At 32.7% G+C, this 14,629-nt stretch carries 11 protein-coding genes and 1 pseudogene; 11 read left to right on the top strand and 1 reads right to left on the bottom strand.

Annotated features, from left to right (window positions below; all coding sequences use genetic code 11):
- Position 1: 1 nt before the first annotated feature.
- Positions 2–76: pseudogene (locus AC0NJG_RS02390) on the top strand (short-chain dehydrogenase); the annotation flags it as partial.
- A gap of 101 nt (positions 77–177) precedes the next feature.
- Here AC0NJG_RS02390 and AC0NJG_RS02385 read toward each other — a convergent pair.
- A complete protein-coding gene (locus AC0NJG_RS02385; protein WP_087952642.1) occupies positions 178–1,320 on the bottom strand; it encodes an anion transporter in 1,143 nt (380 codons plus the stop codon).
- Positions 1,321–2,291: 971 nt separating this feature from the next.
- Between AC0NJG_RS02385 and AC0NJG_RS02380 the strand changes: the two genes are divergently transcribed.
- The 10 genes from AC0NJG_RS02380 (at position 2,292) to AC0NJG_RS02335 (ending at position 14,555) form a co-directional block, all read left to right on the top strand.
- The gene (locus AC0NJG_RS02380) at positions 2,292–3,716 is read left to right on the top strand and encodes an alanine/glycine:cation symporter family protein (RefSeq protein ID WP_087952644.1); all 1,425 of its coding nucleotides are present in this window, start codon (positions 2,292–2,294) and stop codon (positions 3,714–3,716) included.
- A gap of 124 nt (positions 3,717–3,840) precedes the next feature.
- Positions 3,841–4,821 carry a glutaminase GlsA gene (gene glsA, locus AC0NJG_RS02375; RefSeq protein WP_087952646.1) on the top strand — a complete coding sequence of 327 codons (981 nt, stop codon included), beginning with the start codon at positions 3,841–3,843 and terminating at the stop codon, positions 4,819–4,821.
- A 233-nt stretch (positions 4,822–5,054) separates the two neighbouring features.
- Positions 5,055–6,371: a sensor histidine kinase gene (locus tag AC0NJG_RS02370; RefSeq protein WP_087952648.1), complete on the top strand. Its 1,317-nt coding sequence runs from the start codon at positions 5,055–5,057 to the stop codon at positions 6,369–6,371.
- A gap of 4 nt (positions 6,372–6,375) precedes the next feature.
- Complete coding sequence (locus AC0NJG_RS02365; RefSeq protein ID WP_087996864.1) at positions 6,376–7,320, top strand: response regulator; 945 nt, start codon at positions 6,376–6,378, stop codon at positions 7,318–7,320.
- Positions 7,321–7,849: 529 nt separating this feature from the next.
- A complete protein-coding gene (locus AC0NJG_RS02360; protein ID WP_087952651.1) occupies positions 7,850–7,984 on the top strand; it encodes a hypothetical protein in 135 nt (44 codons plus the stop codon).
- Positions 7,981–9,555 carry a spore germination protein gene (locus tag AC0NJG_RS02355; protein ID WP_140421333.1) on the top strand — a complete coding sequence of 525 codons (1,575 nt, stop codon included), beginning with the start codon at positions 7,981–7,983 and terminating at the stop codon, positions 9,553–9,555. The genes AC0NJG_RS02360 and AC0NJG_RS02355 overlap by 4 nt, the downstream gene beginning before the upstream one ends.
- A 26-nt stretch (positions 9,556–9,581) precedes the next feature.
- On the top strand, positions 9,582–10,673 hold the full coding sequence (locus AC0NJG_RS02350) for a spore germination protein (protein ID WP_087952652.1): 1,092 nt from the start codon (positions 9,582–9,584) through the stop codon (positions 10,671–10,673).
- Positions 10,670–11,863 carry a Ger(x)C family spore germination protein gene (locus AC0NJG_RS02345; RefSeq protein WP_474062812.1) on the top strand — a complete coding sequence of 398 codons (1,194 nt, stop codon included), beginning with the start codon at positions 10,670–10,672 and terminating at the stop codon, positions 11,861–11,863. Before AC0NJG_RS02350 ends, AC0NJG_RS02345 begins: the two co-directional genes overlap by 4 nt.
- Before the next feature lie 324 nt (positions 11,864–12,187).
- Entirely contained in the window at positions 12,188–13,006 is an 819-nt protein-coding gene (gene proC / locus AC0NJG_RS02340) for a pyrroline-5-carboxylate reductase (protein ID WP_001041296.1), read from the top strand.
- Positions 13,007–13,139: 133 nt separating this feature from the next.
- Positions 13,140–14,555 carry an amino acid permease gene (locus AC0NJG_RS02335; RefSeq protein ID WP_087952656.1) on the top strand — a complete coding sequence of 472 codons (1,416 nt, stop codon included), beginning with the start codon at positions 13,140–13,142 and terminating at the stop codon, positions 14,553–14,555.
- Positions 14,556–14,629: the final 74 nt, after the last annotated feature.

Below are 14,629 nucleotides of genomic sequence, written 5' to 3'. Positions count from 1 at the left end.
AGGTTTTCTTTCATCATCAGACAGTCGTTGGATAACTGGCGAGTTAATTGATGCAATTTGTGGATCTTGCTTATAATGCTAATTGTAAGTATTATGTACTTTAAAATCAAAACTTTCTCAATTTAATGTTGAGAAAGTTTTGGTTTTTATTATTCTAGTAGTAATCACTTTTTAAAGTTATAGAAATTTAAAAATAAAGTATTGTATACATGTAAGTATGATTAAAAATGAAAAGTTGTAAATGCTAAATTTAATTAAATACGCCTTACTCTCTTTAACATTGGCCTGAATGAATAGTTTATAGGAGATTACACTGGCTAAAGATGCGATAATTGTTCCAAGCCCTCCAATATTTACTCCTAGTAATAAAGCTTTCCAATTAGAAGTAAAGTTTGATAGAAGAATTGAAGTAGGAAAATTGCTAATCAATTGACTCAAAAATATGGAACTAAAGAAGACTGAAGTATCTCCTCTTAAATTAGCGCGAGCAAATGTCTCCAGCGCATCCGAATGGGAAATGTTTCCGATAAAAATAAAAAAACCGACAAAGGTTATTAGAAGAAAGTAATCGATCTTAAAAAGTAAGTTTCTATCTAACGTAAATGCAGCTATCAATGTGACTATTAGCGCAATGTAATAATCAATGACACCAAAAATAGATGCAATGATAGTGATAAGTATCAAAATCCAGACGGTAGCTTTTTTTCGATTTTTCACGGTAATAACAGGTAGTTCTATTTTCAAATCTGTTTTTTGAAGTTTTTGAGTAAATATAAATAACAAACTAATTCCAAGTATAGCTAAAAGCAGGATTGAACCTAAAAATGGGATGAGCTTAATTCCATAGTAAGAATATAGGTATAAATTTTGTGGGTTTCCCATAGGCATCAAGCTACTACCGATGTTTGCTGCAATTGTCTGCAGGATGATTGTATCCATCATGTTCATTTGTGTTTTTTTACTAATGACAAGTGTTATTGGTACAAAAGTGAGGAGAGCGACATCATTTGTTACAAACATGGAGCAAATAAAGCATAACAAAATTAGAATAATAGATATTGACCTGCTGTTATTGCATTTATTTAAAATCGCAACGGCAAGTTTGTCTAATATCTTTAGCTGTTCCAAGGCCTTAATGGCCACCATTAGATTAAATAAGCTAATTAACACTTCAAAGTTAATATATTCGATCTTTGGCGAATGTATTAAGCAGCTTACAATTGCTAGTATCAGTGAAATGGTAAGCACTAAATCCTTTTTTAAAAATTCGAATTTCATAAGGAGTCTTTTTTTATTTTGAACGAATACTATTTCTTTCACAATACACCACCTGTAATCTATGTTAGTAAATATACGTTTTTTGGGATAACTCGATATTGCTAGAAAAGAGGATGTCATAAGGTCCTAAATAAGAGTTTTGTAATGTTTCATCCCTTCAACAAAATCCTTTTTTTCTTAGTGTCTTTCATGTTGTAAATATGTGCAATATAGACGAATCCAACTAGGGGGATTAATTGAGAAAACAAATGTTTTTTGTATGATACCATAAATAAATTAAATGCTTTATTTTTTGAATATTCTTATAATATTCTTATAATATTCTATTGATTCTTGATTTCAAATACTTTATATGAACTTCTAAAAGAGAAAAAGTATGCATGTTTTTATGAAGAAAATAGAGGCTTGTCAAAGGATAGGTAGAACAAAATCTGCGACGTTTGGATACTGTATAAAATTCACAAAATCTCACTGTTTTTTTAGATGGAAAATCTCAAAAAATTTTTTGTTTTTATAAAAATCTGTACTTTTTCGTAACATTCTGTACTTTTAATTATAAATTAAAGACAAGGTTTTTTTATTTAAAGATTGAAAGCGCTTTATAGATTTTTCGTGAAATTTTTACCTAGCCTATTTTTGAGATTAGTAGTAAGAAAGGAGATATTTCCATGTTCTTAAGAAAATTAACCGAAAACCAGTTAATCACTATTGATTATTATGATTTAAATGTAAATCACCGGTAAACGAAACAAACATAATAGTACAACAACATTAGTGGATAAGAATATTAGTTTTGCAGAAGGGGATAGAGCATCGTTTGTATAAATGATAAGTTTTTAGAAAATTCAGTTTTGTGGTTGCGTATTGCGATGTTTGTTTAAACAGGCCAATTCTATTCATATAGAAAATTTTTATCCTTGTTGTATTTGAATATGAATGAGGTATTTATGCCAAGGAATATAGGTGATTTTATATAGATTATGATAGATAAATTTTTGGTATGGAGTGATAATATGGAAAGATTTTTTGTAGAGTTAGTCGGATCAACAAATGATTTTTTATGGTCTAAATTGTTAATTATTATGCTTGTTATTTGCGGAATTTATTTTACATTTAAATTGAATTTTGTACAGTTTCGAATGTTAAAAGAGATGGTCCGTGTATTAATGGAGGGGAAAAGTGGTTCTAAAGATCAAATCTCTCCTTTTCAAGCGTTTTGTATTGGTATGGCAGCCCGTGTTGGAACAGGGAATATCACAGGAATTGCGATTGCAATTGCATTAGGTGGTCCTGGAGCTGTATTTTGGATGTGGATTATTTCTATTATTAGCTCGGCCTCCAGTTTTGTCGAAAGCACATTAGCACAGATATATAAAGTAAAAGATAAAACTGGTTTCCGCGGTGGTCCATCCTATTATATGGAAAAAGGGTTGAATAAACGTTGGATGGGAGTATTATTCTCTATTTTAATCACAATTACTTTTGGTCTTGTATTCAATTCAGTACAATCAAATACAGTTACAATTGCTTTTCAAAACTCATTTGGTACAGATCGTCTAACAGTTGGGATAATCATGGCCATTGCTTTCGCTGCGATTATTTTTGGTGGTGTACAACGTATTGCAAAAATGGCTGAATACAAGGTGGTATTTTTAGCGGTATTATACATTGGAGTTGCATTATTTGTTGTAGTTACCAACATATCAAAAATGCCGGAAGTTCTTTCTCTTATTGTTCAAAACGCATTTGGTTTTAAACAAATAGCAGGCGGTTCAATTGGTGCAGCACTTATGAATGGAGTTAAACGTGGTTTATTTTCAAATGAAGCTGGTATGGGAAGTGCACCAAACGTTGCCGCAACAGCAACAACAAGTCATCCGGTGAAACAAGGACTGATTCAAGCATTTGGTGTATTAACGGATACACTGATCATTTGTACTAGCACTGCCTTTATTATTTTGCTGTCTGATGCATATAAACAACCGGGGTTAAATGGTATTGCACTTACACAAGCAGCATTAAGTGAACACATAGGTCTTTGGGCATCGGGTTGTCTTGCTATCTTTGTTTTTTTATTTGGATTTGGTGCGTTAATTGGCAACTATTATTATGGTGAAACAAATATTCGCTTCTTACATACAAGTAAAGTGTGGTTAATGATATACAGAATAAGTGTGTTGGCTATGATTGTATTTGGTTCTGTTGCAAAGATTCAAATTGTATGGGATTTAGCGGACTTATTTATGGGCTTTATGGTTATTATTAATTTAATTGCTATTACCTTACTTTCAAAAGTAGCATTTGCGGCGTTACAAGATTATATAAACCAGAAAAAAGCTGGTAAAGATCCTATTTTTTATAAAGAAAACATTAAAGGGCTTGAAAATATTGAATGTTGGGATAGTTATGAGAAAACTTCAAAAAAGAAAAGTGTGTAATAAGAAGGATATTCAGACTGCAATATGTCTGAATATTTTTCTTGGTTCTAGTGCAAATAGTATTGATTATAGTAAAGAAAAAATCATTCTATATAAAGTTAATAGTACGGGGGAATATGATTAAATGATAAAGGATTCTAGCGTTCAAGTTGAGGGTCAAGAAAAAGTTTGCTTAGATCAATGGGTAGCTCATTATCGAGCGTATGCAGCTAAGGGAAGAAGCGCCAGTTATATTCCCGCTCTGGGGGAAATGAATGTATCGCAGTTAGGTATTTGTATAGTAAAGCCAGATGGAACAATGATAAAATCAGGAGATTGGGAGATACCTTTCACATTACAAAGTATATCAAAAGTAATCGGTTTTATAGCCGCTTGTTTAAGTCGCGGTATTTCTTATGTATTAGAACGAGTTGACGTAGAGCCAACTGGAGATGCCTTTAATTCAATTATTCGTTTAGAGATACATAAACCAGGAAAACCTTTTAATCCTATGATCAATGCTGGAGCGATTACGATAGCTTCACTTTTGCCAGGGACATCGGTGCAAGAAAAATTAGAATCTCTATACGTATTAATTGAAAAAATGATAGAGAAGCGTCCCGCTATTAATGAAATAGTATTTCAATCAGAATGGGAAACGGCTCATCGTAATAGAGCATTAGCATACTATTTAAAGGAGAATGGTTTTCTAGAATCAGATGTGGAGGAGACACTAGAGGTTTACTTAAAACAATGTTCGATTGAAATAAATACAGAAGATATTGCCTTAATAGGGCTTATACTAGCACATGATGGATATCATCCTATTCGCAAAGAACAAGTGCTCCCTAAAGAAGTAGCTAGGTTAACAAAAGCTTTAATGCTAACTTGTGGAATGTACAATGCTTCTGGAAAATTTGCTGCTTTCATTGGATTACCAGCTAAGAGTGGGGTATCCGGCGGAATTATGACACTTGTTCCCTCAAAATCTAGGAAGGATTTATCGTTCCAAGATGGATGTGGTATTGGTATTTACGGACCAGCCATTGATGAATATGGGAATAGTTTACCAGGAATTATGTTGTTAGAACATATTGCAAAAGAATGGGATTTAAGTATATTTTAAAAAGGAGCACAGATATTTTGGTGTTAGAGCGAGTCCAAAAGTGTTCAGACCTTATATTGTGTCTGAACATTTTTGGGTTATAAAGTATCTTTCTAAAGTAGAAGGTTGTAATGAATACTCACAATCTATAATGCTTTCGTTTATATCTTATTTATCAGTTTTTGAAAAAAATAGAGTAAGTATTGTATTAATGCAAATAGGTTTGTATACTGACTGTTAGGCGAAAGTGAGAAGTGATTATTTTGAATCTTAGTAATTTATTAAAAAAAGACATCTATATTCTCGTTTTAATGATACTTACAGTACCCTTAGTAGGTGAAATAAAGTCATTTCCCTTAAATGAAACATTTAGAATGAGCTTTGGCGCACCAACATTTTTCTTTTTTTTGTTATTGTTTCGACGAATTCCAGCATTTTTACCGGGTTTTTTAACAGCGATAGTCGTGGTAGTATTTCGTATCTCAATGGATGTCATTATAAAGGGAAATATGGATTGGCTAGCCGCTTTTCATACTCACTATCCAAGTTTTTTCTTTTATTTTACTTATTCGTATCTCTTTCATTTAGCAAAAATCAAACGTTTTTATCATCAACCACTAATGATTGGTTTTATTGGTTGCATGATTGAAATACTGTCAGACTGTGTGGAATTAATGATTCAATATTTCGTATTAAAAACATCGATCACATCCGAGGCAATAAATGAGATCATTGTTATCGCATGTTCCCATAGTTTTATAGTTCTAAGCTTTTTCAATATGATGAAATTGTATGAAGCGCAATCAAGGGAGAGACATATAAAGAAGCAAAATGAACACATGCTCATGCTTATCTCTAATTTATATGAAGATGCTGTTCATTTAAAGAAAACATTACAAGATGCTGAGAATATAACAAAAAAATCCTATGATTTATATAAAACCTTAGACTCTTTTGAGCACAAACAGATGGATTTTCAGTTTGAAGATTTAAGGCAACAGGCATTACAAATTGCTGGTGAGGTCCATGACGTTAAAAAGGATAACCAACGTATTTTTGCGGGACTTTCAAAATTAATTTCTGATGAAAGTTTTACAGATTATATGTCTGTGCATGAACTAGTAAATATCATTATACGGGCAAATACGAAATATGCACGGTTGCTAGAGAAAGACATCCAATTTGTGTATAAAATTGATGGTGTGCATCCTCATTATCATATTTACACAATCTTATCTATTATAAATAATATCGTTACAAACGCTGTAGAAGCTATCCAAGGTATGGGAACCATCACAATTGACATTAATAAAGAACACCATTTTGTTGAATTTCAAATAGGCGATAATGGTCCTGGTATTTCTTCAAAATATAAAGATTCAATTTTTGAGCCTGGGTTTACTTCTAAATATGATGATTTAGGCAACCCATCGACAGGTATCGGATTATCGTATGTTAAAGAAATGGTCGAACAACTTGAAGGTGATGTTACGCTTGAGGACAGAACCGAAGGAAAAGGATCAATTTTTATAATTAGATTAGGGATTGATCATATAATTTCGAAAGGGTGATTGTATGTATTTTTATATAGTAGATGATGAAAAAGCGGTTCGCTCAATGTTGGCTCAAATTATCGAGGATGAAGATCTTGGGGAGGTTATAGGTGAAGCTGAGGATGGTTTATCTTTAGAGCAACAAATGCTAACCCTTAAAAATATAGACATTTTATTTATCGATTTGTTAATGCCGATTCAAGATGGAATAAAAACAATCCGTCAAATAAAACCTTCGTTTAAAGGGAAAATCATCATGGTCTCTCAAGTAGAATCAAAAGAATTAATTGCTGAAGCTTATTCGCTTGGTGTTGAATACTATATTATTAAGCCAATTAACCGGATTGAAGTATTAACAGTTGTTCGGAAAGTCATTGAACGAATTCGTTTGGAAAAATCAATAAAAAACATTCAAGAATCGCTTAATATGGTACTAAAATTGGATAGTAATTCAAGTGTGCAAGAAAAATACCGTAATGAAAAACATTTAAATACTTTCAATCATTTTCAAAATTCCATTCATTTTCTTTTGTCTGAATTAGGAATAGCCAGTGAAAGTGGAAGTAAAGATTTAATGGATATGCTAGATTATTTATATAAATATGAACAAGATAACACGTTGGAACAAGGCTTTCCCTCACTAAAAGAGATTTTTATGAATTTGGCTCAAAAAAAACTTGGGGATTCAGCTGAAGATGCCGAATTAAAAAGGTTCATAGAAGCTTCCAAACAACGGATTCGGAGAGCAATTTATCAATCATTAAACCATTTAGCATCCCTTGGACTTACTGATTTTTTAAACCCGAAGTTTGAAAATTATGCTTCTAGATTTTTTGATTTTACTACCGTAAGAAGAAAGATGACAGAATTGAATAATGAACCAACATTACCTGCTCGTATTGATACGAAAAAGTTTATTCAAGTTCTTTATTTTGAAGCAAAACGAATACACTTGGAGTTAAGATGATAAACTCTTGCTAAGTATTATTTTTAATTGATAGATTGATAATAATTTTTCTTTTTATTCTCCTTTATTTCATATTAGTTTTAAAATCAGAAAATTCCGTATCGATTCGGTAGAAGTGTATGAATTTAGAACAAAAGAATATGTATTTTTTATTTTTTTAAACATTAATATTCATTAAAAAAAACGAGTATTTTCACAATAAAATATAAATACATAGTAAGTTGAATTTAAAAAAAGATGCTATCTTCTAGCATCTTTTTTTCTTTAAGAGGGAATATCATTGATCCTTATATTATTTGAAATTCAAATGCGGGCATATAAATAAGGGAAAAGGAGATAATATTTAACAAATTATAATTGGAAATGGTATTTTAGGTCAGAAATGTTTTTATACTAATTAGGTTATTGGTACTAAATAAGCATAATGTCTCGCTTTTCTGCTCTTTAATCTTATAGTTATTTTTTATTAAGTACATATCGTTTTTTAGAAATCTCAATCCTAGCAGAGTATATAAATTGGGTGATAAAAATGTGGAACATAATTACTTCTTATCTTCCAGATTGGAAAGTCTTTGTACAAGCTTTTATCTTGTTTTTAATTCCGTATACTATCTCAAGATTTTTTCATTGGGTTCGTATGGCAGAGAAAGAGTGGGAAGAATGAGTTGGTGGAAGTCAAGAGACAAACAAGTGAAAAAAAATAATATTCAAAATAAAACGAAACAAGATCATAAACCATCTCAAAATGCAAACGTTCATTTCACAAATGATTTTGCCTCTAACTTAGAACTTATAAAGCAACAAATCGGACATAATTCTGATGTTCGCTTTCGGAAGTTTAATATTGGACGCACAGATATTCAAGCTGGGATCGTTTTTGTTGATGGTCTATCAGATAAAGAGATAATTGACAAACATATTATGAAATTACTAATGGATGATTTTTCTGATGAATATAAAAATGAATCTTCTTATGTGGAGGGGACTGTTTCAAAAGAATATATTAAAAATAAAGTTCTTACAATTAGTGAAGTAGCAGAAGTCCATTACATAAAAGAATTAATACCAAAAGTATTGATAGGTTCAACAGCTCTTTTAATTGATGGTTTAGCAGATGTGTTTATTCTTGGTACAACAAAAGCAAATAAACGAAACATTGAAGAACCAGTATCGGAGGCATTAGTCAGAGGGCCACGGGTCGGTTTTACTGAAGTATTAAGTGATAATACCTCACTTTTGCGACGACACTGTGCGGATGAGAGCTTATCATTAGTAAAGCTACCAGTAGGAGAACGTGCAAAGAAAGAGTTAGTCGTCGCATTTATTAAAGATCTTGCTAGTACAGAATTGGTGGATGAAATAAAAAACAGAATTCAGAAAATTGACATAGACAGTGTACTCGAATCTGGTTATATAGAGCAACTCATTGAAGATAATTATCTCAGTCCCTTTCCGCAGATTCAAAATACAGAACGACCTGATCGTGTTATTAGTGCTTTGATGGAAGGTCGAGTAGCTATTTTGTTAGATGGAACACCATTTGTTTTAATTGCTCCAGTTACATTTAGTATGCTGCTGCAATCACCAGAAGATTATTATGAAAGGTGGCTTCCTGGTACGCTTCTCCGCTTATTACGCTTCATGACAGCTTTTGTTTCATTATTTGCTCCAGCACTGTATATTTCTTTTATTTCATTTCATCCAGGATTAATTCCCACTAAGCTCGCTATTTCTATTATCGGATCGCGAGAAGGAGTTCCTTTTCCCGCTTTAATAGAAGCGTTAATTATGGAAGTAGCTATCGAAGTTTTGCGAGAAGCAGGTTTACGTCTGCCTAAACCGATTGGACCTGCAATGGGAATTGTGGGCGGTTTAATAATTGGTCAGGCTGCCGTAGAAGCAGGAATTGTTAGTCCAATAATGGTTATCGTTGTTGCGGTAACAGCTATTTCTTCTTTTACTATTCCGCAATATAGTGTGGGAATTACGTTACGCATTCTTCGTTTTGTAGCTATGTTTTGTGCTGCGATATTTGGCTTGTATGGTGTTATTCTCTTCTTTCTTTTACTTTGCAGTCATTTAGTGAAACTGAAAAGTTTTGGCGTTCCTTATACTAGCCCTGCTGTTCCGTATCGATTTAGTGACTGGAGAGATTTTATGGTTCGCATGCCATTAAAAATAATGAGACGTCGACCGAAAATAATGCATACCAAAAAAACTATCCGCAAAAGGTAGCTGATGACGAAAGGAAGTGGCCTTCAGTGATTACGAAACCTAAAGACCGAATAACAACTTCGCAAGCAGTTGTTATTATTGTAAATTACATACTTGGGACAGGAATTCTCACTTTGCCTAGAGCATCTGTGGAAAAAGTGAAAACACCAGATGTATGGCTAAGTGTTATATTAGGTGGGATACTCGCAATGGTTTCAGGAGTAATTATGGTCAAATTAAGTCAGCAGTTTCCAAATAAAACATTTTATCAATACAGTCAAGATATTGTAGGGAAATGGATAGGCAGGTTGCTTAGTTTTCTTATTATAGGGTATTTTCTTACAACTTCAGCATTTCAAATTCGTTCAATGGCAGAAGTAATAAGCTTTTTTTTGCTAGAAGGAACCCCCACATGGGCTATTGTTATGCCTTTTATGTGGATAGGTCTCTATTTGATTATGAGTGGTATTAACTCGATTGCACGGATGTTTGAAATAATATTTCCTATTACTTTTTTTATTTTTTTACTCATTTCCTTTATGAGTATCGGAATATTCGAGATAGATAATCTCCGTCCTGTATTAGGTTTGGGAATTAAACCAGTGTTAGATGGGATAAAAACAACGTCTCTCGCATATACAGGTCCTGAAATTATGTTGATTCTTTTGGTGTTTATGGAACAACGAAAGAAAGCAGTAAAAGCTATTTTAGTTGGAATTTCAATTCCGTTAATCTTTTATGTAATAACTGTTGTAATGGTCATTGGTGCATTATCAATTGATGGGGTTGTAACAAGAACATGGCCGACAATTGACCTTATGCGCAGTTTTGAAATTTCCGGATTGATATTTGAACGTTTTGAATCTTTACTGCTTGTAATATGGATTATGCAAATATTTGCTACATATACGATTAGTTATTATGCAGCTGCATTAGGATTAGCGCAACTCTTTAAAAAGAGTATTCATCCGTTTATTTTGGCTTTGATTCCAATCATTTACATCATTGCTATGACTTCGAAAAATATAAATGACTTGCTTAAATTGGGGGATATGCTCGGTAATGCTGCTTTATTTTTATTTGGTTTACTGCCACTGCTTCTTCTCATTATTACGCGATTAAAAGGAGGAGTAGTGTGAAACATAAATTTAATTATATGCGGTTCTATTTGGCTTTGTTAGGGACGCTTTTGCTTCTATTTTTAACAGGATGTTGGAGCAGTAAAGAAGTAGAAGAGTTGAGTTTAACTGCAGGTATAGCACTAGATAAAGGGAAGGATTCAACAATCGAGAAAGAGGATGAGGAAGGAGGTTATCCTAAAAGAAATCTTATAACAGCTACTTATCAAATTGTTAGTTCGCAAGCACAAAGTAAAGGAAACGGACAGCAAAAACGTTATATAAATGTTTCTGAGACCGGTGATTCCATTCATCAAATTGTTCGTGAGTTTTCATTGAAAAGAGAGAGCACAATGTTCAGCCCACATTTAAAAAACATTGTTATTAGTGATAGACTTGTACGTACATACAGTTTAGAACAATTACTTGAACAGTATCTCCGTGACAATGAAGTTCGGCTTAGCTGTATGCTCTTAATTAGCAAGGGTCTAGCGAAGGAGGTACTGGAATCAAACAAAAAAGGAGAAATCCCAGCATTTCGTTTGTCTGGAATTGCAGATAATAGAAATAGAACAACAAGGATTTTACCTCCTGTATCGCTCGCTAAATTGGAAGGAAAGATGCGGTCAGGGTCCAGTTTTCTTTTGCAAAATGTAATCTCGATAAATGGGGAAACAAAATTTGCAGGAGCTGCTGTAATTAAAGGGAAGACAAAAAAGTTGATGGGCTTTTTAAATGAACAGGAATTGGAAGGAGTAGTATGGATAAACGGAAAAAGGAATGGTGGTGTGGTAAAAACTTTTGATAAAGAATCAAAGAAACTGATTATATACGAAATAAAGTCAATAAAAAGCAAAATCATACCACAGGTTAACGGAAATAATATTTCCTTTGATGTAAACATTGAATCAGAAGGGCGTTTGTCTGAAAATTGGATGCAATCAGGAAAAGATTTTGAAAATGAATTTTTAAAAAAGGAAGAAAAATCTATTGAAAAAGAAGTAAAGCACTTAGTACATCATGTTACAAAAAAAATACAAAAAGAATACCAAGTCGATATTGCGGGTTTTGGCAACCAATTAAGAATTAAACACCCGAGAACATGGGAGAAAGTCAAAAAAAATTGGGATCAAACATTTAGTAAGGTATCGATTAAATATCATATAAATGTAACTATACAAGATTATGGAGCGTCAAGTTTAAAACGGTGAGATACCTTAATTGAAATTATATTTGCATCAAAACAAAAAGTTACAAAAATTTTAATTTAAAAATTTTTGTAACTTTTTGTTTTTTTATGTCCTTCTTATTATAGATTAAAGAAATGATTTTATCCGGCTATTTGCCGGGCAGTAAGACCCCCACCTCAAAATTCAGCGAAAGCAAAGAAGTTATTAGAGGTATATGTAAGCTCTATATAGGAAGGAGAATTTTGAAATTCTATTGATAAACCAAGTAATTGTAATAGCCCTTATTTAGAATAATAATTTCAAAATCAATAAAAATTAGAGTAGAAGGAGCAAGAGCAAATTATTATGAATAAACAAATAGGATTCATCGGATGTGGAAACATGGGTATTGCTATGATAGGTGGGATGATTAAAAAAAATATAGTTTCTCCGGATCAAATAATTTGTTCAGATTTAAACGTCATTAATTTAAAAAATGCTAGTAATGAATATGGCATAACTATAACTACTAACAACAATGAAGTCGCTAACAGTGCTGATATTTTAATTTTATCAATCAAACCAGATTTATACTCATCGGTAATTAACCAAATAAAAGATCAAATAAAAAATGATGTAATCGTTGTAACTATTGCTGCAGGAAAAAGTATTAAGAGCACTGAGAATGAATTTGGTAGAAAGTTAAAGGTTGTTAGAGTAATGCCTAATACACCGGCACTTGTTGGAGAAGGAATGTCTGCGTTATGTTTTAATGAAATGGTTACAGAAAAAGATATAAAAGAGGTACTTAACATATTTAATATTTTCGGCCAGACGGAGGTCGTAAATGAAAAACTAATGGATGTTGTTACATCTATTAGTGGTTCTTCTCCAGCATATGTGTATATGTTTATAGAAGCCATGGCAGATGCTGCTGTACTTGGCGGTATGCCGAGAAAACAAGCTTATAAATTTGCGGCTCAGGCTGTATTAGGTTCTGCAAAAATGGTATTGGAAACAGGAATACATCCAGGTGAATTGAAGGATATGGTTTGTTCTCCAGGTGGAACGACGATAGAAGCTGTAGTAACGCTAGAAGAAAAAGGTTTAAGAACAGCTATCATTTCAGCTATGAAACGTTGTACGCAAAAATCTATGGAAATGTCTAGTTTAACTAGTAAGTGAGAAGCGAATTTATATAATATTTCAAATCTATTTAATGTAAAAGAAATATTATGAGGCTAGTTAATAACTAAGTAAATTTATATACAACACTAAAGAGAAAAACAAACCTTATTTTAAAGGGGATACAGAAAATATGAGTAATTTACTAAAAAAGAAATCCGTTACACAATTGTTAGAGCATAATCAAAGCAAGACTTTAACGAAAACATTAGGAGCATTTGATTTAATTATGTTAGGGATAGGCTCGATAGTTGGAACAGGGGTTCTTGTGTTAACTGGATTAGTAGCAGCAAGAGATGCTGGTCCAGCAGTTATTTTTTCATTTGTACTTGCAGCAATTATATGTGGATTTATAGCATTATGTTACGCAGAAATTGCTTCCACACTCCCGGCATCTGGTAGTGTGTATACGTACTCATATGCAACAATTGGTGAGTTTGTTGCTCATCTAGTAGGTTGGTCATTGCTGTTAATATATATCGTGGCAACAGCGGCTGTCGCTGCTGGATGGACAGGCTATTTCCACAATTTAATAAAGGGGTTTGGATTAGAGATACCTAAAGCTCTAGTAAGGATTCCTTCGCATGGTGGTATTGTGAATCTACCAGCAGTAATCATTACATTGATATTAGCATGGATGTTATCCCGTGGTACGAGGGAAAGCAAACGAATCAATAATATAATGGTATTGATTAAAATTGGAATGATTTTGTTGTTTATTACGGTTGGTATATTCTATGTAAAACCAATGAACTGGATACCAATTGCACCATACGGTTTAAGTGGAGTTTTTACGGGTGGAGCAGCTATTTTATTCGCTTTTACGGGTTTTGATATATTAGCAACTTCAGCAGAAGAAGTAAAAGATCCGAAACGTAATCTTCCGATCGGTATTATTGCATCGTTAATCATATGTACAATTATTTATGTTATGGTATGCCTTGTTATGACAGGAATGGTTTCCTATAAAGAATTAAATGTTCCTGAGGCGATGGCTTATGTAATGGAAGTTGTAGGACAAGGAAAAGTCGCTGGTGCAATTGCTGCAGGTGCTGTAATTGGCCTTATGGCTGTTATTTTTTCCAATATGTATGCGGCAACACGAGTATTCTTTGCAATGAGTCGTGATGGATTGTTACCGAAATCATTTGCGAAAGTTAATAAGAAAACTGGAGCACCCACTTTTATAACTGGATTGGCAGGAATAGGGAGCTCTATAATAGCTGGGTTTATTGATTTGAAAGAATTAGTTAATTTAGTTAATATCGGTAGTTTAGTGACGTTTGCGTTAGTTTGTCTATCAGTTATTATCCTTCGTAAATCACACCCAAATTTAAAACGTGGATTTATGGTACCTTTTGTACCTGTATTACCATGCGTTGCAATTGTATGCTGTGTGTTTTTAATGCTAAATTTACCGTTAAGGACATGGGTGTACTTTAGTATTTGGATTACTATTGGGGTAGTAGTATATTTCCTTTATTCGATAAAACACAGTAATTTAAATGAGGAAACGATCTCGAAATTACATGATAAAATTGCGAGATAATAACGATCGAAAATTTTATTAATAATCATATTGAAAGTTGAGTAACATAGAAACAGTTTTTTGACATTTAGCAA

Source organism: Bacillus sp. SSR7 (assembly GCF_055902415.1).
This window is presented reverse-complemented; position numbering and strand designations above follow the sequence as displayed.

Bases quoted from the DNA above. Each gene is read 5' to 3' on its own strand.
- glsA (WP_087952646.1), top strand. From the start codon at position 3,841: ATGATAAAGGATTCTAGCGTTCAAGTTGAGGGTCAAGAAAAAGTTTGC.
- AC0NJG_RS02335 (WP_087952656.1), top strand. From the start codon at position 13,140: ATGAGTAATTTACTAAAAAAGAAATCCGTTACACAATTGTTAGAGCAT.
- AC0NJG_RS02355 (WP_140421333.1), top strand. From the start codon at position 7,981: ATGAGTTGGTGGAAGTCAAGAGACAAACAAGTGAAAAAAAATAATATT.
- AC0NJG_RS02360 (WP_087952651.1), top strand. From the start codon at position 7,850: ATGTGGAACATAATTACTTCTTATCTTCCAGATTGGAAAGTCTTTGTA.
- AC0NJG_RS02380 (WP_087952644.1), top strand. From the start codon at position 2,292: ATGGAAAGATTTTTTGTAGAGTTAGTCGGATCAACAAATGATTTTTTA.
- proC (WP_001041296.1), top strand. From the start codon at position 12,188: ATGAATAAACAAATAGGATTCATCGGATGTGGAAACATGGGTATTGCT.
- AC0NJG_RS02365 (WP_087996864.1), top strand. From the start codon at position 6,376: ATGTATTTTTATATAGTAGATGATGAAAAAGCGGTTCGCTCAATGTTG.